General features: G+C 39.6%; 15 protein-coding genes. 2 read left to right on the forward strand and 13 right to left on the reverse strand.

Translation table 11 applies throughout. The annotated features are described in order from the left end of the window. Positions 1-9: 9 nt before the first annotated feature. The 3 genes from FBD94_RS13815 to FBD94_RS13825 all read right to left on the reverse strand — a co-directional run bounded on the left by FBD94_RS13815 (position 10) and on the right by FBD94_RS13825 (position 5,127). Positions 10-2,805: a 2-oxoglutarate dehydrogenase E1 component gene (locus FBD94_RS13815; protein WP_136880609.1), complete on the reverse strand. Its 2,796-nt coding sequence runs from the start codon at positions 2,803-2,805 to the stop codon at positions 10-12. 65 nt (positions 2,806-2,870) lie between these two features. Next, the gene (locus tag FBD94_RS13820; protein ID WP_225874861.1) at positions 2,871-3,749 is read right to left on the reverse strand and encodes a MerR family transcriptional regulator; all 879 of its coding nucleotides are present in this window, start codon (positions 3,747-3,749) and stop codon (positions 2,871-2,873) included. A gap of 85 nt (positions 3,750-3,834) precedes the next feature. Further along, positions 3,835-5,127 carry a DASH family cryptochrome gene (locus FBD94_RS13825; RefSeq protein ID WP_136880611.1) on the reverse strand — a complete coding sequence of 431 codons (1,293 nt, stop codon included), beginning with the start codon at positions 5,125-5,127 and terminating at the stop codon, positions 3,835-3,837. 255 nt (positions 5,128-5,382) lie between these two features. On the opposite strand from FBD94_RS13825, the gene FBD94_RS13830 reads away from it, so the two are divergent. Both FBD94_RS13830 and FBD94_RS13835 read left to right on the forward strand, forming a co-directional pair. After that, positions 5,383-6,291 carry a TIGR01777 family oxidoreductase gene (locus FBD94_RS13830; protein ID WP_131612864.1) on the forward strand — a complete coding sequence of 303 codons (909 nt, stop codon included), beginning with the start codon at positions 5,383-5,385 and terminating at the stop codon, positions 6,289-6,291. Positions 6,292-6,299: 8 nt separating this feature from the next. Continuing rightward, complete coding sequence (locus tag FBD94_RS13835) at positions 6,300-7,604, forward strand: cryptochrome/photolyase family protein (RefSeq protein WP_136880612.1); 1,305 nt, start codon at positions 6,300-6,302, stop codon at positions 7,602-7,604. Between the two features lie 4 nt (positions 7,605-7,608). On the opposite strand, the gene FBD94_RS13840 is transcribed toward FBD94_RS13835, so the two are convergent. The 10 genes from FBD94_RS13840 to FBD94_RS13885 all read right to left on the reverse strand — a co-directional run bounded on the left by FBD94_RS13840 (position 7,609) and on the right by FBD94_RS13885 (position 20,923). Continuing rightward, positions 7,609-8,508 carry an FKBP-type peptidyl-prolyl cis-trans isomerase gene (locus tag FBD94_RS13840; protein WP_136880613.1) on the reverse strand — a complete coding sequence of 300 codons (900 nt, stop codon included), beginning with the start codon at positions 8,506-8,508 and terminating at the stop codon, positions 7,609-7,611. After that, complete coding sequence (locus FBD94_RS13845) at positions 8,505-8,999, reverse strand: FKBP-type peptidyl-prolyl cis-trans isomerase (protein WP_136880614.1); 495 nt, start codon at positions 8,997-8,999, stop codon at positions 8,505-8,507. Before FBD94_RS13845 ends, FBD94_RS13840 begins: the two co-directional genes overlap by 4 nt. Positions 9,000-9,146: 147 nt before the next feature. Then, positions 9,147-10,937 (reverse strand): acyl-CoA dehydrogenase family protein, encoded by a 1,791-nt coding sequence (locus FBD94_RS13850; RefSeq protein ID WP_136880615.1) that lies wholly within the window; start codon positions 10,935-10,937, stop codon positions 9,147-9,149. 11 nt (positions 10,938-10,948) lie between these two features. Continuing rightward, on the reverse strand, positions 10,949-12,127 hold the full coding sequence (locus FBD94_RS13855) for an acetyl-CoA C-acyltransferase (RefSeq protein WP_136880616.1): 1,179 nt from the start codon (positions 12,125-12,127) through the stop codon (positions 10,949-10,951). 23 nt (positions 12,128-12,150) lie between these two features. Beyond that, positions 12,151-14,511, reverse strand: a complete 2,361-nt coding sequence (locus tag FBD94_RS13860) for a 3-hydroxyacyl-CoA dehydrogenase/enoyl-CoA hydratase family protein (RefSeq protein ID WP_205945891.1) — start codon at positions 14,509-14,511, stop codon at positions 12,151-12,153. Then, positions 14,492-14,950, reverse strand: coding sequence for a MarR family winged helix-turn-helix transcriptional regulator (locus tag FBD94_RS13865; RefSeq protein ID WP_136880618.1), 459 nt, complete (start codon positions 14,948-14,950; stop codon positions 14,492-14,494). Before FBD94_RS13865 ends, FBD94_RS13860 begins: the two co-directional genes overlap by 20 nt. A 150-nt stretch (positions 14,951-15,100) precedes the next feature. Beyond that, positions 15,101-15,739, reverse strand: a complete 639-nt coding sequence (gene pdeM / locus FBD94_RS13870) for a ligase-associated DNA damage response endonuclease PdeM (protein WP_136880619.1) — start codon at positions 15,737-15,739, stop codon at positions 15,101-15,103. Next, on the reverse strand, positions 15,729-18,278 hold the full coding sequence (locus tag FBD94_RS13875; RefSeq protein ID WP_136880620.1) for a ligase-associated DNA damage response DEXH box helicase: 2,550 nt from the start codon (positions 18,276-18,278) through the stop codon (positions 15,729-15,731). Before FBD94_RS13875 ends, pdeM begins: the two co-directional genes overlap by 11 nt. 35 nt (positions 18,279-18,313) lie before the next feature. Then, on the reverse strand, positions 18,314-19,918 hold the full coding sequence (locus tag FBD94_RS13880) for an ATP-dependent DNA ligase (RefSeq protein WP_136880621.1): 1,605 nt from the start codon (positions 19,916-19,918) through the stop codon (positions 18,314-18,316). Further along, positions 19,919-20,923, reverse strand: a complete 1,005-nt coding sequence (locus FBD94_RS13885; protein WP_235884465.1) for a ligase-associated DNA damage response exonuclease — start codon at positions 20,921-20,923, stop codon at positions 19,919-19,921. Positions 20,924-21,012 lie beyond the last annotated feature (89 nt).

A 21,012-nucleotide genomic window follows, 5' to 3' on the forward strand; every position in this document is an offset into this window, starting at 1 on the left:
ATTTTTCTTCTAATCTACATTAAATACTTTACTCACAGACTTCTTAGCTATTTTTTCATCCGTTTCAGAAACAGTCATCTCAAAAGCCTTAGCCAAAATGTATGCTTGCTGATCTGCATGTTGTTTTGCATAACCAGTAGCTGTACTGCTGCTTTCTTTTCTCGAGATTACTTCGATATCATTGAAAGATGTTTTTCTAAGTCTACGCAACAAATATGGCCATGCACCCATGTTCTCAGGCTCTTCCTGTACCCATAGTGCTTCTTTAGCATTTTTATATTTGCTATATACAGTTTCCATTTGTTCTAATGGCGTAGGATACAATTGTTCAACGCGAACAATAGCTACATCCTTAATCTGCTCTTTTTGCTGTTTCTCTAATAATTCGTAATAAATCTTACCGCTACAGAACAATACTCTTGTAACGTCAGCAGCTTTTAAATTAGGATCCGCAATTACTTCCTGGAATTTACCATCTGTAAAATCTACCAAAGGCGAAACACACATCGGATGGCGTAATAAACTCTTAGGCGTAAACACCACCAAAGGTTTTCTAAAATCACGTTTAAACTGTCTACGTAAAGCATGGAAGAAGTTTGCAGGAGTAGTACAGTTAGTTACCTGCATGTTGTAATCTGCACAAAGCTCCATAAAACGCTCAATCCTTGCAGAAGAGTGCTCAGGACCTTGTCCTTCATAACCATGAGGTAATAACATCACCAATCCGTTTTCACGTTGCCATTTTGTTTCCGCACTGGCGATATATTGATCCACAACAATTTGTGCACCGTTAAAGAAGTCACCAAATTGAGCTTCCCAAATCGTTAAGGCATTAGGGTTGGCCATAGCATAACCATATTCAAAACCTAAAACACCGTACTCAGACAAATGTGAATTGTAAATATCAAACTGAGCCTGTTGGTCAGAGACATTTGACAATGGTGTATATTCTTCTTCCGAATCTTCTAAAGTCAATACCGCATGACGGTGAGAGAAAGTACCACGCTTAACATCCTGTCCACTTAAACGTACTCTTTTGCCTTCTGCAAGTAAAGTACCATAAGCCAGTTGCTCACCCATAGCCCAATCAAATACATGAGTGGTATTGGCCATTTTACTACGCTCATCAAAAAGTTTCTCAATTTTCTTGAAGAACTTTTTATCACTAGGTAACGAACTTATTCTTTTAGCAATCTCCAATAAGGTAGATTTCTTTACAGCAGTACTTGGCGAGCTTTCAAAATCTTTAGGTGTAGCGATACGCATATCAGACCACGCACCACCAAACTTCACATCCTGATAAGTAGAGGTAATTGATTTCGCCTCATTTAAACGCTCCTGCAAAAATCCACGGAATGATTTTTCCATTTCTTTGGCAACACTCGCTTCAATTGACCCCTCTTTTACCAATTGTTCGATATAAATATCTCTTGAATTGGCATGTTGCTCTATCGCTTTATAAAGCAATGGTTGCGTAAATTTAGGCTCATCAGATTCGTTGTGCCCAAACCTGCGATAACATAAAATATCAATGAATACATCGTTTTTATATTTCTGACGATATTCCATAGCCAGATTAATCGCATAAACCAAAGCCTCCACATCATCCCCATTTACATGGAACACGGGCGACAAAGTAACTTTTGCAATATCCGTACAGTAAGTACTGGTACGCGCATCTTTAAAGTTTGTGGTAAAACCAATCTGGTTGTTAATGATCAGGTGAATCGTACCACCTGTTTTATAACCATCCAAACCAGCCATTTGAATCACTTCATAAACGATGCCTTGTCCAGCAACTGAAGCATCACCATGGATTAAAATAGGTGCAATACGGGCATCATCCCCACCATATTTAAAATCAATTTTAGACCTGGTCATTCCTTCAACAACTCCATTCACTGTTTCCAGGTGAGATGGGTTCGGGCAAAGACTCAAGTGAACACTCTTACCATCATTTGTGGTTACATCTGTTGAGTAGCCAAGGTGGTATTTAACGTCACCTCCAAATGGAGAATCCGCGCTATAAGCCTTACCTTCAAACTCAGCAAAAATATCTTTATATGATTTCTGCATGATATTGGCTAGAACGTTCAAACGTCCCCTGTGCGCCATACCAATTACAAATTCTTCAATTCCAACCGCAGCACCTTTTTCAATTACTGAATCTAGCGCCGGGATCAATGCTTCGGCACCTTCCAATGAGAATCTTTTCTGACCAAGAAATTTGGTACCTAAGAAATTCTCAAAACAAACCGCCTCATTCAACTTCGTCAGCATTCTTTTCTTTTCATCAATCGAGAAACTTGGCGTGTTGCGCACACTTTCCATTTTATGCTCGATCCATGAAAGAACTTCAGGCGTACGTACATATTTATACTCTGCACCTATAGAACGGCAATAGGTTTGCTTTAAGAAAGCAACAATGTCACTTAATTTCGCAGCACCAATACCCAATTCAACACTTGCATTAAAAACGATATCTAAATCAGATTTAGCTAAACCAAAATTTTCAATATCCAATGTCGGTAAATGCTGACGCCTTTCTCTTACAGGGTTAGTATGCGTAAACAAATGACCACGCTGGCGGTAACCATTGATCATGTTTAACACATTAATTTCCTTTAAAAAGTGCTCTGGAGCTTCAGAACTAACAGAAGTACCCGAAGAATCTCTTCCAAAGTCAAAACCTTCAAAAAATTTCTGCCAGCCAAATTCAACCGAATTTGCATCTTCTTTATAAGATTGATATAAGGACTCTATGTATTCGGCGTTTGCGCCGCTGAGATAAGATAAATTATCCATTATTTTTAAGTATGCTATAAGTGATGCAAAATTAGGATTTTACCTTATAAAACAGGCAATTTTCTTTATAATTCTTTAAGAAAATCAACCACATCACAAACATTCTTTAAAGGGGTCAACCGATCCTTTGGGAGAATTTCAAATTCCGAGATTAGGCTGCCAGCAACAAGTAGAGGTACATCAACATGATCGGCCACTTTCTCTACAACTTTATTGATATCTTTTCCAAGATGTAAAGATGTCAATACAATAAAGGCATAATCCGGCTCATAAGAATTAATCGCTTTTTTTAGATCAACATAAGGAACTTCGGCGCCCAAATAAAGTGCATCATGTCCATATGTCTTTAACAAATACCGGATAAAGAGTAAACCCGTTTCCCGCATCTCCCTTTCAGGCAAAAAAAGCAAGAACCTTTTAGGATTGGCCACTTTAGGTTTTTCAACCCGATCAATCTCTACCACAATCCGATCTCTAACCAGATTAGATGCAAAATATCCTTGCGAAGGATCTATACTACCGGTCTGCCACAACAACCCAACGCGCTTCGCAAAAGGAAACAAAACCACATCCATAGTTTTGATTAAGCCCATTTCCTGAATACAACCCGTTAAGATTTCTGAAAATGCAAACTCATCATAGTTTATCATTGCACTTGAAAGAGTCAACAACTGAACCGTTTCATTGTCCCAGTTTGTTTTCAGCTCACGAACCAATTCAAATATTTGCTGCTGACTCAGTTTAGCGATCTTGCTAATTTTATAGCCGTTCTCGTTCAATGCGACTATATTGAGCAACATCTTTAAATCCTCTCCATCGTAATATCTGATATTGGTTGATGTCCGTTTTGGGGGCACAAGATTGTACCGTACTTCCCACACTCTTATTGTGTGGGCTTTTATACCAATAAAATTTTCTATATCACTGATTGAATACTTTCTCACGTCAAATAAAACAACAAATTTTGAACACACTCGTCTAAAACACAAATATGTTAAAATTATTGACGTTAAAGAAAACTTTTATCAGTTAAGCAAAAGATGGGCTATCGGAAATAGCTATATCAAGAATTTTAATTTGCTTGCTTAGATCGAATCCATTTTTGGACTTGGTATCCTTATCTACACCAGCCACGCTTGCCCAATTCCCCCAATTACTGGCAGGAGCATAATCGATTAGCTTTTCTTCAAAATACGCAGCGCCACAAGTCCAGTGGACACCTAACACATGAATAAGAAACGTAGCCACCAACAATCTACCCGGATGTGGAATAAACCCCGTATCATTCAAATCCTTCATGTACTTGTCAACAATTGGGTTTCCAGTATGACCAATTTTCCAATTTTCCAAAGCAGGATCTATTGATGCAGTCGCGTCAATGATATCAGTCTCAAGCCCCTTTTCCTGAAAAAAAGCAATGCCATGTTTTTTAAACATAAACCTGAAATAATCACGCCATAACAAACCCAATAACATCTGGTTAAAGTTACCATTGCTTCCAAACTCACGTTCAGCATCTTTAACCTGCCAATATACCTTTCGTGGCGACAAGCAGCCTAAAGTTAGCCACACCGATAAGTGGGAAGAAAAACCTGGTTTATCAACGGTAGATTTACCATTTGTTTTCAGATAGATATCAGCGCCTTCCGCCAACAACGATTTTAAATGTTCCAGACCGGCATCTTCACCTCCAATAGCATATGCTGCTCCGAAATTGCCACCGTTTTCAGCAAAACCTAACTCAATTAAGGATGGTAACTCCCCCCAGTTCTCATTTTCAACAAACGTGATCTCTTCTGGAGACAAGAAGCATGATTTTACAATTGCATCCCTTTCCGTTTTCTTTTTAAACTGTGCAAAAACATCAGGAATGTCCTTTATTGGAAAAGGAAGATCTTCTTTATTATATAAGGTATGTCCTATAAAATGTTTAAGGTTAATCTTAAGTTCCCACAAAAGATCTTCAACATCATCAGAAATTAAAGTCTCTTCTGGTCCAACTTCACGGTGATGGTACACCTCTGCAATATCAAATTGCGTAACCAAGTCTTTTATATGATCCTCCGGTCTGCCATGAATCAATAAAATATCACCTCCCATTTTACGGAACGTATTTCTTAAAGACAATACACTTTCCACTAAGAACCGCGCTCTATAAGCACCCGTCTTGACAGTACCAAACCTGGTCTTTTCGAAGTAACGTGGATCAAAGAAATAAACGGGTAAAATACTGTCAGATTTAGCGATTGCCTCAACCAACATTTCATTGTCGTGTAAGCGGAGATCGTTTCTAAACCAAACTAATATTTTCTTATTCCTCATTAATTTCAAGACTAAACCTATACTATATATTTCAAAAATATGCCATTTTTTATCCTAAAACTAATATTACCGCAATCTTTACATAAGCAGAACAAAATATTTACTAAAAAAAGATAATTTAACAAACCAAATCACAGATCATTTAGTTATATAATTACCAATAAGTTTAAGTATCAAATAAACAATACCCAAATAAGGCGCTAATTGTTTTAATTTCCTGATACTGTATTCATCGAACCTAAAAACCCTCTGCAAATGAACAAGCGAATTTTGATAACCGGAGCAACGGGAATGATAGGTAAAAAACTAATCAATGCCTTACAAGAATCTGGACACACCGTGTCTGTTCTCAGCAGAAAACTAAGAGACATTCCAGGGGTAAAAGTATTTCTGTGGGATGTTTACAGTGGCCACATTGATGCAGATTGCATGACTGGCATAAATACAGTCATCCATTTGGCCGGCGAGAATATTGCACAACAGCGCTGGACAGCCAAACGCAAACAACAAATCATTGATAGCAGGGTATTATCCACCCAACTGCTTTACAAAACCATAAAAGAGAGCAATGCTGATGTAGGCACTTTTATCTCTGCCTCTGCCGCTGGCTATTACGGCGATTGCGGGGATGAAATCCTTACCGAAGAGAGTCCGGCAGGTTATGGGTTTATGGCCCAATGTTGTAAGCAATGGGAAGATGCGGTAGACAAGGGTAAATATCTGGGGCTAAGAATCGTAAAATTCAGAACCGGCGTTATATTGGCAAAAGGAGAAGGAGCACTAGCATCCCTTGAAAAGCCAATTAAATTCTTCCTTGGTGCACCTTTAGGCACGGGCAAGCAATGGATCCCCTGGATTCACCTCGATGACATCATATCGATGTATAAAAACGCCGTAGAAAGCCCATTAATGGCTGGCGCATACAATGCCTGCGCACCATTCCCAGTAACCAACGACACGCTAACCAAAGCCATCGCCAGCAAATTAACCCGACCGGTATGGCCTTTTCATGTACCTGAAAAAGTACTCAAATTGGTCCTCGGAGAAATGAGTGAAGTTGTATTCATCAGCTCCAATACTTCTGCCCAAAAACTATTATCAGCCGATTTTAAATTTAAGTACACCCAACTTATCGATGCCTTATCGGATATTTACGGCAGATAAATGACTTCATGAAGAAAGAAATAAGCATCTGTTGGTTACGTAGGGATTTAAGAATAGCAGACAACGCAGCATTATATCACGCTTTAAAGGGGAATTACCCTGTTTTACTACTGTTTGTATTCGACATAAACATACTTTCAAAATTACCAAATAAGGACGATGCGCGGATAACCTTTATTTACGACACACTTCAGCAACTCCAATCAGAATTGAGCCAATTTAATTCCTCCATACTGATAAAACACGGAACGCCAGAACAAGCATGGAATAAAATCCTAGATACCTACACCGTTAAAGAAGTTTACTGCAATCACGATTACGAACCTTATGCTAGCAAAAGGGACAATGCAATTGCAGAATACCTGACTGCAAAAAGCATCCAATTTAAAACGTTTAAGGATCAGGTAATATTCGAAAAGAATGAGATCTGCAAAGCAGACGGAAAGCCTTATACCGTATTTACCCCATACTTCCGTCAATGGCGACAAAAACTACAGCCCTTTTACAGTAAAGCATATCCGGTAGAAAAATACATCCAGCACCTACTTCCTATACAAATAGAAAACACCCCATCTCTCCAACAATTAGGCTTTACGCGTGCTCAACAAACATTTCCAACCAAAGATTTTGAAACAAAGCTACAGGCTTATGAAGACCATAGAGATTACCCAGCCCAAGATGCAACCACACATATTGGCCTACATCTCCGTTTTGGAACCATAAGCATACGCAAAGCGGCACAACAAGCGTTAATGCAGGGCACAGAAAAATGGTTATCCGAATTGGCCTGGCGAGATTTCTACATGATGATCCTCTGGCACTTCCCACATACTGTTCAACAATCCTTCAAACCAGCATACGACAATATACAGTGGATCAATAATGAAGTCGATTTTGATCACTGGTGCAAAGGCAATACCGGATATCCTCTAGTCGATGCAGGAATGCGTCAACTTAATAAAACAGGATATATGCACAATCGGGTAAGAATGGTAGTGGCTAGTTTTTTAACCAAACATCTTTTGATAGATTGGCGTTGGGGCGAGGCCTATTTTGCAGAAAAACTATTGGATTATGATCAAGCCAGCAATATTGGTGGCTGGCAATGGGCTTGTGGATGCGGAAACGATGCCGCACCTTACTTTAGGGTGTTTAATCCCGAACTACAAACTAAAAAATTCGACCCCAACAACGAGTACATTAACTACTGGGTACCCGAGCTAAAACAACAAAAGCATGTCAAACCTATCGTTGAACATGCTTTTGCAAGAGAAAGGGTATTAAAAGTATTTAAAACCGCTTTAGCTATATAATACTTTATGGAGCCGTAATACTTACCACTTCAATATCGAAATCAAGACAAGAGTTTGCAGGAATAGTAGTATTTCCAATCCCATCAGTTTGAGCAGATTTACCATAAGCTAAATCAGAAGGAATCAACAATCTAATCTTTCCGCCTACTTTTATATTGCCTGGGATGCCCAATGTCCAACCTTGAATTACCTCATCAAGGTTAAACTCAACACCATCAGCAGAAGAATCAAACACAGTTCCATTCAGTAATCGCCCAGTATATTTTGCCTTTATTTTCGATGTAGGTAAGATGTCTGCGCCCGTACCCACACTTGAAACAATATATTGAATCCTACTAGGCGGTTTCACTGTTACCAAACTATTGGCAGTAACAAATTTATTGATTAGAAAATTATCTACTTGGTACTGGTGATCAAGCTTAGGCAAAGACAACTCAATTATAATGATCTCATTCGATTCCACCCCTAAAGCAGTATTTCCATTTTTCCCAAATGCCATGCTCGAAGGTATAATAATTCTTGCAGTACCGCCTTTTTTTAGTTTAGCTAAGGTAAGCCTAACGCCTGCGATGGTCTTAAAGCTAAACCTGTCTGTATAACCTAAAAATGTTCCAGGAATTTGGTAATCACCGTTTTTAATTATCGAAACGCCATTTGCGCGTTTAAAATCATAAGTATAATATACAGAGTCTGTATTGGCAACAGCAGCACCATCACCTGGGGTAATGATCTGATAATAATAGCCCAATGTATCTTTAACCCCAACAAGGTTATTTTTAGCAATGTAATCCTCAATTGCACGCGTATCTATAACTTCAATAGATTCGTACTCCTTATTACATGAATTGAATAGAACTAAACAGCCTAACAAGGCAAAGGCATATAATGATAACTTTTTAATCATTTGGGGTTTTTATTTATAGAAACTATTGATAAAGTAATATCTAATATTGAATTCGGTGGAATATTAGGTGATGTTACGACTCTTTGCTGATAACCCAAAGCAGATGGAATAACCATTCGGATTGAACCGCCTACTTTTATTAAGCTCACGCCAGTTTTCCAGCCCTCTATATAACCAGGAAGCATGAACTTAAACGTACTATCCAGGCTTTTGGCCAATGGCAAGGAGTCTCTTAAAATTTTTAAAGTATAATTGCCATAAACGGTATCTGTGTTTAGAACTTCAGTTCCGGTCCCCGGTCTGATGATGTTATAATACAAACCTGAGTTATGTTTGGTAAGCGTAGTAACATTACTATCAGCCATATATTTGACAATCATTTCGTCGTCAATTGCCAGCTCTCCTGCTTGATCATAAGGCACTTCCTTTTTGCAGGCAACAAAAGCTACCGCTAACAAAAAAAGCCCCAACAAGACACTGGTTTTTAACATAATTCACAAAAATAGTCTTTTATTACCGATGGCACAATTTTTAACCAATTTTAACAATTATCGGTATCACAAAAAAAGCCCGCAATCAGATTACGGGCCTTCCAGTTTTAATTATGAATCGTTTCTTTGATAATCGTTTCTTTATTTTTAATAACAATACTTATTAGCAGCGATCAATTGCTGTGCCACTTTTTGACGTACATCTTTAACATTAAAAGCCTCCATTTTAGTGAACCGTCTCAGTCCCACCATCATCATTCGCTGCTCATCACCCTCCGCAAAAGCCCATAAAGCCTCTTTACCTGCTTTCTGAACCGCATCAACGGCTTCAACAAAATAAATACGCATCATGTTCAGCTGACCTTCGCAAGCCGCCTCTCCGCGTAAACTTACCAGTTTCTCCGTCCGCAACATCGCCGATTCAGCCACATATACATAACTTGCCATATCCGCAATATTCATCAATATCTCCTGTTCTTTAGACAAGCTCATCATCAACTTCTGTACCGCAGCACCAGCAACCATTAATGTCGCTTTTTTTAGATTCTTAATGATCTTCTTCTCAGCAGCAAAAAGTGTATCGTCTTCTTCTCCAAAATCAGGGATCGACATCAGTTCAGCAGCAACAGCAGTAGCAGGTGTCATCAAATCCAACTCCCCTTTCATCGCTCTTTTCAACATCATATCCACAGTCAACAATCTATTGATCTCGTTTGTACCTTCAAATATCCGGTTGATCCTTGCATCACGATATGCCCGATCCATTGGTGCCTCGGCAGAAAAGCCCATTCCACCATAAATCTGTACACCTTCATCCACCACATAATCCAAAACCTCAGAACCCCAAACCTTCAATATCGCACATTCGACAGCAAACTGTTCGGTAGATTTCAACTTCGCTTTACCCGCATCCATACCGCCAGCAACCAAGGTTTCATAAGCATCGTCAATATTCTGACCTGCACGATAATTTGCAGATTCAACAGCATAAACTTTAGTTGCCATTTCGGCTAATTTATACCTGATCGCTCCATACTTAGAAATCTGACGATCAAACTGAATCCGCTCATTTGAGTAATTCACAGCCGTATCAATCACCGCTTTTGAAGCGCCAATTGCTGCAGCAGCCAATTTAATCCTGCCAATATTTAAAATGTTAACCGCAATCTTAAATCCATTCTGACGGTCAGAAAGCATGTTCTCAACCGGCACCGGACAATCGTTAAAAAACACCTGTCTGGTTGATGAACCTTTAATTCCCATTTTATGCTCTTCCGGATTCATGGTAATGCCACCAAACTCACGCTCCACAATAAAAGCAGTTAAATTCGCATCATCATCAATCTTTGCGAACACAATAAAAATATCAGCAAAGCCACCATTGGTGATCCACATTTTCTGACCATTGATCAAATAATGTTTCCCATCTGCAGACAACTTAGCTTTGGTTTTACCCGAATTGGCATCCGAACCCGAATTAGGTTCAGTCAAGCAATAAGCTGCTTTCCACTCACCCGTTCCCAGCTTAGGAATATATTTATTTTTCTGTTCATCCGTTCCGTAATACAGAATAGGCAAAGTACCAATTCCAGTATGTGCCGATAGTGCTACAGCAAAAGAATGCCCGGCACCAACCACATCAGCAACCAGCATAGAAGTATTAAAGTCTTTCCCAAAGCCACCGTATGCCTCAGGTATCGAAACCCCTAAAATACCCAACTCACCTGCTTTATCCATCAAAGAAGGCATCAATCCTTCTTCCTGTGCATCGATACGATCAAGATTAGGAAACACTTCCGCCGCCAAAAAATCACGGCAGGTCTGTGCAATCATCTTTTGCTCTTCATCAAATTCTTCAGGAATAAATACATCCTGATAAGTGGTTTCTGTGATCAAAAACTCGCCACCTTTAATTGTTTTCTTGTCTGTAGCTTCCATGTTTTATAATATTAAAGCATTTCAAAAATACCGGCTGCACCTTGTCCTGTACCTACGCACATGGTCACCATCCCGTATTTCTGTTTCCTTCTTTTTAATTCATTAAATATTTGTACTGATAACTTTGCACCGGTACATCCCAGTGGATGACCTAAAGCAATAGCGCCCCCGTTTACATTTAAAATATCGGTATTGACGTTTAGCTCCCTTACAATGGCCAGCGATTGAGAAGCAAAGGCCTCATTTAGCTCAATCAAGTCCATCTGATCAAGCGTCATCCCCGCCTGTTTCAACGCTTTAGGAATCGCATATATTGGTCCAATTCCCATAATACGCGGCGGCACCCCTGCAATTCCATAACTCACTAAACGTGCAATAGGATCAACACCTAGTTCTTTCATTTTCTTTTCAGACACCACCAATACAAAGGCAGCGCCATCAGAAGTCTGCGAAGAATTACCAGCGGTAACACAACCATCCGCAGCAAAAACAGGTTTCAATTTGGCCAATTTCTCTACCGAAGTATCTGCGCGTGGTCCCTCATCAGTATCCACTACATAACTGCGGGTTTTCTTTTTCATATCCGCATCCAGGTAGTTTTCATTCACTGTAATCGGCAATACCCCATCTTTTAAATGGCCATTTTTAATAGCCTCTACAGCTTTTTGATGCGACTGATAAGAAAATAAGTCCTGATCTTCCCTGTTCACATTATACTCCTTTGCTACTGCTTCAGCAGTCAAGCCCATTCCCCAGTACCAATCCGGGTTTGTTTTTGCTACATCCGCATTCGGCACAATCTTCCATCCGCCAAAAGGCATACCCGACATCACCTCAACACCACCCGCGATGATACAATCGGCCATCCCACTTTTAATCTTGGCAACCGCAGTAGCAATTGTTTCCAGTCCTGATGCACAATACCTGTTTACGGTAACACCCGGCACTTTATCTGTATCCAATCCCATTAACGAGATCATACGGGCAATATTCAATCCCTGCTCAGCCTCAGGCGTCGCATTCCCAACAATTACATCATCAATTTGTTCCTTATCCAGATTAGGTACCGAAGCTACCAGTGCTCTGATTACTTCTGCAGCCAAATCATCAGCTCTTGTAAAACGAAATACACCACGAGGGGCCTTGCCAACTGCGGTACGATATCCTGCTATAATATATGCTTCTTGCATGTCTTATCTTTTTATTAAGCTAATTAGTTTCTTAATGGTTTACCCTTAGTTACAATACTCTGTATCCGCTCTAAAGTCTTCCGCTCCCCGCAAAGTGACAAGAAAACTTCTCTTTCCAGATCCAGCAAATACTGCTCTGTTACTTCTGTTGGCGATGAAAGATCACCCCCGCACATTACCCAACCCAACTTCTCAGAAATCTTCTTATCATGTTCAGAAATGTAATGACCCGAATACATCGTATTGGCACCAGCATAAACAATACCTAAGCCCTGTTTACCTAAAACCTTAATGTCTTTGCGCCTTACCGGTTGCGTATATCCGGCATCAGCCAACTCAATCGCCTTAGCCTTCGCATCGGCAATCAGCCTGCTCCGGTTCATGCTAATTGAATATTTATCTTTTTGCAGATAACCCAATTCAAAAGCTTCCACAGCAGAAGTCGAAACTTTAGCCATACCAATCGTCAGGAAACGATCTTTCAATGCATTTTGTACAATTTGATCATCCCGATATTCATCAGATGCACGCAGGGCGAATTCCTTTGTTCCGCCACCACCAGGGATTACCCCTACACCAAACTCCACCAATCCCATATAAGTTTCAGCATTCAACTGCACATGATCGGCATGTAAGCTAAACTCACAACCACCGCCCAATGTTAAATTATGTGGAGCTACAACCACCGGAATAGACGAATATCTGATCCGCATAGAGGTATTCTGGAACATCCTAATCGCCAGGTTCAACTCTTCCCATTCCTGCTCAACCGCCATCATAAAGATCATTCCCACATTGGCACCTGCCGAGAAATTTGCCCCGTCATTGCCAATCACTACCCCTCTATAATCTTTTTCCGCCATATCAATGGCTTTATTGATGGCTTGTAAAGTATCACCGCCAATGGTATTCATCTTAGAGTGGAACTCCACATTAAGGATACCATCACCTAAGTCAATAATAGAAGCTCCAGCGTTTTTCCAGATCACCTTATTGGCCCTTAAGTTGTCCAGAATAATAAATTCTTCGGCACCAGGCACCGCTTTATAGCTTTTAGAAGGAATATCATAATACTTCCTAACTCCATCCTCTACTTTGTAAAACGAGGTATTTCCGGCAGCAAGCATTTCATGAACCCATGGTGCAGCCTCATGTCCATATTTCTTCATACCTTCGATAGCCTCAGCAACACCAACCGCATCCCAAACCTCAAACGGACCTAAGTCCCATCCAAAACCAGCACGCATGGCATCGTCGATTCTATACAACTCATCAGAGATTTCTGGAATCCGGTCTGACACATATTCGAACAAACCAAAGAAAGAAGCCCTAAATAACTCTCCAGCTTTATCTTTTCCAGCCGCAAACACTTTCATTCTATCACGCACATTTTCAATCGGCTTAGTCAAATCCAGCGTAGTAGATTTAACTTTTACCTGCGGACGGTATTCCAGCGTTTTTAAATCCAAGGCCAATATTTCCGTTTTGCCTTCGGCAGATTTTGTTTTTTTATAGAAACCTTGTCCAGTTTTATCCCCCAACCATTTGTTGGCTTCCATCTTTTCTACATAAGCAGGAAGCTTAAACAAGTCATGCGCCTTATCATCCGGACAATTGTCATACAATCCTTTCGACACCTTAATCATGGTATCCAAGCCTACTACATCCGTAGTACGGAAAGTTGCCGATTTAGGTCTACCTAAAGCAGGCCCTGTAAATTTATCCACCTCTTCCAACGTCAGCTCCATTTTCTCTACCAAATGCAGCAAAGCCATAATGGAATATACCCCAACCCTATTGGCAATAAATGCAGGTGTATCTTTACATAAAACCGTTGTTTTACCTAAAAATTTATCGCCATAATGCATTAAAAAATCAACCAGTTCTGGTTTAGTATGCGGTGTTGGTATAATTTCTAGCAACCTCAAATAACGTGGCGGATTAAAAAAGTGTGTTCCACAGAAATTTGCTTTAAAATCTTCAGAACGTCCTTCGGCCATCAAATGAATTGGAATACCCGAAGTATTTGAAGTCACCAATGTTCCTGGCTTGCGGAACTGCTCCACCTGCTCAAAAACTTTTTTCTTGATGTCCAGGTTTTCAACAACCACCTCAATGATCCAATCGTAACTGGCAATTTTAGACATATCATCTTCAAAATTCCCAGTTACAATCTTATTCAGAACTTTTTTAGAATATACCGGAGAAGGATTGGTTTTTACCGCATTTTGTAAAGCAGTATTTACAATGCTATTTTTATCGCCTTCTTTCGCGGCAATATCCAGCAAAAGTACTTCTACCCCAATGTTTGCAAAGTGACAGGCAATACGGGAACCCATAATACCAGAGCCCAGTACCGCTACTCTATTTATTTTTTTGTTCATCATCTTCTACCGGAATTTTATATGCCAATGTAAGTTTGTTCAATTTCTGTAAGGTTACTAAAAGGTTACTCTTCTCAGCTACAGTTAGGTTTTTAGCCAGGTATTCATTAAAATCAATCACTACACCTTTAGCCATTGTTCGCTTTTCGTAACCATAGTCGGTTAGGAAAACTTTTACCGAACGCTTATCGCCAGCCGAAGTTTCTCTGTATATTAACCCCAATTCCTCCATATTGTTTAGCATTCTCGACAAGCTGGTAGCCTTTACACCCAGCAAGCCCGCAAGCTGAGAAACCGCAGTTCCTTCTTTATCAATATTGATGAGCACATAGCCGATGGCTTGTGTAATACCAAAACCCGAGGCAATCTGATTGTATGCATTAGATACATTCTGCCAAACCACTTTTAAAAAATAATCAATTGTTTCCTGCTGTTTCATTAAATACTATGCTTGCATAACAAAGCTATAGAATTAAAATCTATAATGCAAATACAATTATTTAAGATTTTTCGAGAAACTCAAAGTTTTAAAAAAACAACTTTAAACCTCATCATGACAGTTAGATCTATGGTAATTTTGCAAGATATTTTAAAGCACTTTAATTACTTTATGGAGCGCAAGGGCGTAAAATCGATCGCCTTCTTGTTGTTTTAATATTTTTAATCCAGTAAAAACACTAAAGGCAGGTAAAATTGCACAATGCTGTCCAAAATAGAAGCATGGAAACTTTAACTGTTGTCTTGCCTTTCCATACAATACGATACCAGGATGAATGTGACCGCAAATATTGTAATATTCATCCCTTTCTACGGGTTGGTCGTGTATAAACCGGAAAGGTGCAAAAAGTAATTCTTTAGGATGTACTTCTATATTTAAGGCCTCGTAATCTTCGTTTTTCAAGGCATCATGATTACCTTTAATCAGCACTACTTTTAAATGGGCATAATGTCTTCTCCAATCCTCAAAAGCATTTGCATCACTATTGAGATTATTATGAAACATGTCGCCTGTTACCAGCAAGGTCTCAGGTTCAAATTCTTTCATCAAAGAAGTTAAACGATGAAGATCGGTTAGTCCTACGGTATCAGGTACCTGAATGCCCGATCTTCTAAAATGTGCAGATTTTCCAATATGCAGGTCGCTAATGATGAGCATTTTTTTTGCCAGCCAAAAGATTGCCCTTTCCTTGCTGAGTATAAATTGTTCTCCTTTACAATCAATGGTCATTTTTCCTTCGATTATTTTTCTTTTTTGTCCCTGCTATTTTTTCTGATTCTGCGGTCATTCTTTCAATACGCTGACTTAACTCTTCAGAACTCATATTATCCCTTAAGCTGTCTACCTTAATCGGGAAACATAAAGGAGTATAACGATCTGTTTTAATAATAATTATTTTGCTATCCTGAATACGTCTCAAGGCAGCCGCAAGCCGTGGCTCCTCAATCTGCTGATAAAACGCTTCATCATAAGCTTGCCGCAACAACAAATTGTGTTTATCATAATCACTAAAAACATTGAAAAATAAACCTGCAGAAGATTGTAGATGTTTGTTCGCGATATATTTACCTGGATAACCCTGGAATACGAGTCCTGAAATGCAGGCTATATCTCTAAATTTTCGCCTTGCCATTTCTGTTGCATTAATACTCGCAACAATATCTTCGCTTAGGTTCACAGGACTAAAGAGTGTTTTTACATCAGCTTCATCCAGGGGTATAGGCTGCTCACTTAATAGCTCAAAACCATAGTCGTTCATGGCGATAGAGAAGGTAATGGGCTTAATCCGCCCTAATCTGTAGGCAATTAATGCAGCCATAATTTCATGTACCTGTCGACCTTCAAAGGGATAGGCAAAAAAATGATAGCCATCCCTTGTATTAATTAATTCAATGAGAAACTCATTACTTTTAGGTACATGAGAAACCTTCGCCTGGCCTTCAAACAAGGGCAAAATAAAATCCAGTTCCTCTTCACCATGAACCTCGTTTAATGTTTCATTATATTTTTTCCTGAGTATACTACCCAGATTAGCAGTTAGAGATATGCGACCGCCCATCCAACTTGGACTGATGGCTTGTTTCAGTTTACTTTTTCGAACCAGCACCATCATTTCTTTTACCATTATAAATTCCAATACTCTGCCGGCTAGTGTAAAACTACTTCCCGGCTTCATTCTTGAGATAAAAGATTCCTCAATCATACCAACATAACCGCCAGTCAAGTATTTGACTTTTAGCATTGCATCACTCACTATAGTTCCAATATGGAGCCGATGACGCATTGCAATCTGCCGGCTTTTCACTCTCCAAATACCATCCTCGTCTTTATTTACTTTTTTGAACTCATTGTAAGCCGTTAAACTATCCCCCCCAGTACTGATAAATTGCATGATCCATTTCCATTCCTGTGGTAATAATTCTCTAAATGCGTGCGTTTGTTTGATTTCAAAAAATATCTTTTCCTCATCAAAACCGTCACCTACAGCCAAGGTAACAAGATATTGAATTAAGGTATCAAAAGACATTACTACAGGTTCCCTACTTTCGATATCCTGGGTTCTTGCGGCTTCTTTAATCGCTGCAGCTTCAACCAGTTCAAGTGCGTGAGTAGGCAGAAAGTATATTCTAGAAGTTTCATAAGGAGAGTGACCACTTCTACCTGCGCGTTGTAAAAAACGGGCCACACCTTTTGGCGAACCGATTTGTATAACGGTGTCTACAGGCTTAAAATCAACCCCCAGATCTAACGATGAAGTGCAGACTACAGCTTTCAATACCCCCGTATGAATGGCCTCTTCAATCCAGTTTCTCAATTCATAGTCAATTGATCCGTGGTGAATAGCAATTAGCCCCGCCAGATCCTCATCCTGAGCCAATAAGGTTTGATACCATAATTCGGCCTGGCCCCGAGTATTGGTAAATATGAGTGTCGTTTTACTCTTATGAATGATTGGTAAAAGCTTATGCGCCAGTTTGTGGCCCAAATGTCCGGCCCAAGGCAACATATCAATATGATCGGGAAAAATAGAACGAATCTCTATTTTCTTTTCAATATCAGATTTAATGATAGTTTTTAAAATATCACCGTAAGGCACCAACACATCCATCGCCTGTTCCATATTACCTATTGTTGCAGATATACCCCATATTCTAAGTAAGCGCTCAGGGTGTTGGTCTATAAGCAGTCCCCTGATTCTTGATATGGCGAGCTCCGTCATTACCCCTCGTTTGCTGCCAAGCAATTCATGCCATTCATCAGCAACAATACATTGAAGCTGTTCAAAATAGTTGAAGGTACTTTTTTGAGCAAGTAAAAGATGGATGCTTTCGGGAGTAATGATGAGTACCTCCGGCATTTGTTTTTTTTGCTTCAGTTTTTCGTTTTGGGGAGTATCACCATTCCTAACACCTATATGCCAGTCTAGTTCAAGCTGTTCACAAACTTCAGACATTGCACGGGCAAGATCTTTGGCAAGAGAACGCAATGGGGTAATCCAGATTAATTTTAAACCTGATTTCTTTTGCTTCCCTTTTTTTTGTACAACCGCTGTGCTCGCCCGAGCAGGTAGATCAGTATTTAATTCGTCAATTATTACCGCCAGAAAAATAGAAAACGTTTTGCCAAAGCCTGTGGGGGCATTTATAAGGCCGGAATATCCTTCGGCGTAATATTGCCAGGCATCTGTCTGAAATTTAAATGGTTTCTTCTTATCCTGTTTCAGCCATTTAATAACTTGCTTATATCCCTTGCTTTTTTCCAGCTGCATGTTCGTAAAATATGAGAATTTTTAGGTTTAAACCATTATACCGGAGGTAGTAAAGTAGCTTGTAACAGCTGCCGTAAATCAGCTAATGTATTAATCTCATCTGCATTTTTATCTTTTCTCCATCTTGCGATCCTTGGGAATCTCAATGCCAAACCAGCTTTATGTCGCTTGCTTTCTGCTATCCCCTCAAAGGCGATTTCAAATACCAGTTCAGGTTTAACGGTTCTTACCGGACCAAATTTTTCAATGGCATTTTTTAGGACAAAGGCATTTACTTCTTTAATTTCTTTATCTGTTAATCCCGAATAAGCCTTAGCTATAGTGATCAGTTGGTCTCCATCCCTTACTGCAAAAGTATAATCGGTATAAAAATTTGCCCTTCTGCCGCTACCTTTTTGAGCATAGATCATTACTGTATCGACAGTATAGGGGTTGATTTTCCATTTCCACCAGTCGCCTCTTTTTCTTCCGGAATGATATAATGAATCTAGCTTTTTTAGCATGATGCCCTCACTATTGAGGTCTCTGGACCGCTCTCTTAGTTTAGCCAGTTCATCCCATTGGTTAAATGAAACTATTGGAGACAACATGACAACCTGATTAATTTTCAAATTTAAAATAACTGTCTCCAACGATTGTCTACGAATACTTAAGGGCTCTTCACGCATATCACGCCCTTTATATTCCAACAGGTCGTAGGTATAAAAGCCTATTGGGGCATCATTTAACTGATTTTTATGAATGGTTTTTCTGTTCAATCGTTGCTGCAAAATGCTAAATGCCTGCACTTTTCCATCTTTTACAGACAGTATTTCCCCATCCAGTACAGTGCCATCTTCTAATTCCTGTAATAAAAAATGGAGTTCAGGAAATTGTTCGGTAACCAGTTCTTCACCTCTCGACCAGATAAATAACTCTCCGTTACGTTTCACGATCTGACCTCTGATTCCGTCCCACTTCCATTCGGCTTGCCATTCCTGAGTTTCTCCAAGTGATGAAGGTGCTACTTCCAACGCATAGGCGAGGCAAAAGGGATATGGCCAGGAATTATCGGTATTTACATGTGTGCCCTTTATTAAGTCTCCGAATTTAATTTCCGAAGGAAGCCATTTGCCCATAATACTGTGCATAATTTTGCTACTTTCAGTATCACTTTGTTTGGCAAGCGCATTTACCAGTATTTTATTGGATACCCCAATTCTGAAATTACCTGAAATCAGCTTATTGAAAATAAAACGCTCTGAGGTTTCTAGGCTGTCCCATGCTTTTGTAATGAATTGCTTTTTAAAAGCTTCGTCCTTATCATTTAGTAAAGCGAGATCATCAACCCATTCATGCAACTTACGGTTGCTGATTGATGATGCAGGTGGCAATATAAGTGCGATGGTCTCACTGAGGTCGCCCACATTGTGATAACATTCAGCAAAAAGCCACTCTGGCACATTAGACAACTCTATGGCCCATTGTTTAATTAAGGTTGTGCTTACCGGACGTTTGGGACGCTTTCCTGTAAACATCGCAATTACATAAGGCTTATCCATATCGTCCGCCTCATTAAAATAATCAACAAGGGCCAACATTTTATCGTTGGTTTTATTGCTCATCTCGAGCTGCTGTATCAATTGGCTAAACCGTTTCATCTAATCTTTATTGAGCTCTATATTCTCTTCTTCTTCCTCGTCTCCATATTGTGTTTTTACTTCCTCGGCTTCAATCCCAATTTCATTTAAATATTTACTGAAAATTGCACTATAGCCATGTGTCACAAAAACCTTTTCAGCTTCTGTAGCTTTAATTGCCGACAATAAGCCTGGCCAGTCGGCATGGTCACTTAGCGCAAATCCTGCATCTGCACTCTGCCATCTCCTACCCGCTCTAACCTGCATCCATCCAGAACAAATACCTGTTGCTGCATGAGTTAAACTCTTAACCCATTTGCCTTCGGCCATCACAGGAGGAACAATTACAATTCCCTTTTGTAGAATTTCCTTACTGGTTTCGGCAGTAATTGGAATGGCATATGGTAGGATTACGCCTGCTTTCGAAAAAACATCGTTTAAGTTAGCTATTGAGCTATGGACATATATATCTCCATAACCAGCCAGGCCTGCCATCAACCGCTGTGCTTTTCCCAAACTATAAGCCACAAGAACAGTAGTTTGATTTTTATCGCGGTTACTGGAAATCCAGTTTCTGATTTGATTGAAAATATCTTCTTGCGGTTGCCATTTATATATAGGGAGACCAAATGTGCTTTCAGATACAAAAGTATGGCATTTTACAGGTTCAAAAGCGGTACTGACGCCATCGTATTCAACTTTGTAATCGCCAGATATCACACAAATTTCTCCTTTGTATTCCAGTCGGATCTGGGCGGATCCTATAACGTGTCCGGCAGGGTAAAGACTTAATTTAACCCCATTGATATTAATTTCTTTACGATAAGGCAGGGTTTGAATATTCAGCTCTCCTAATCTATGTTGCAGGATTGGTTTAGTCAATTCATGACAAAGGTAGGCCTTGTTCCCCCATTTAACATGATCGGCATGGCCATGGGTGGTAACGGCTAAATTAACCGGACGCCATGGATCGATATAGAAATCGCCTTGCTTACAGTAAATACCTTTATTTGTAAATGTGATCAATGCTATACATTTGGTTATTTATAAACCAAAATAATAAACTTATGTTTTTCTAAATGCCGAAAACCTTTGAACACTGGTGCAAAGTAAAG

The organism is Pedobacter hiemivivus (assembly GCF_005144565.1).
Taxonomy (GTDB): domain Bacteria; phylum Bacteroidota; class Bacteroidia; order Sphingobacteriales; family Sphingobacteriaceae; genus Pedobacter; species Pedobacter hiemivivus.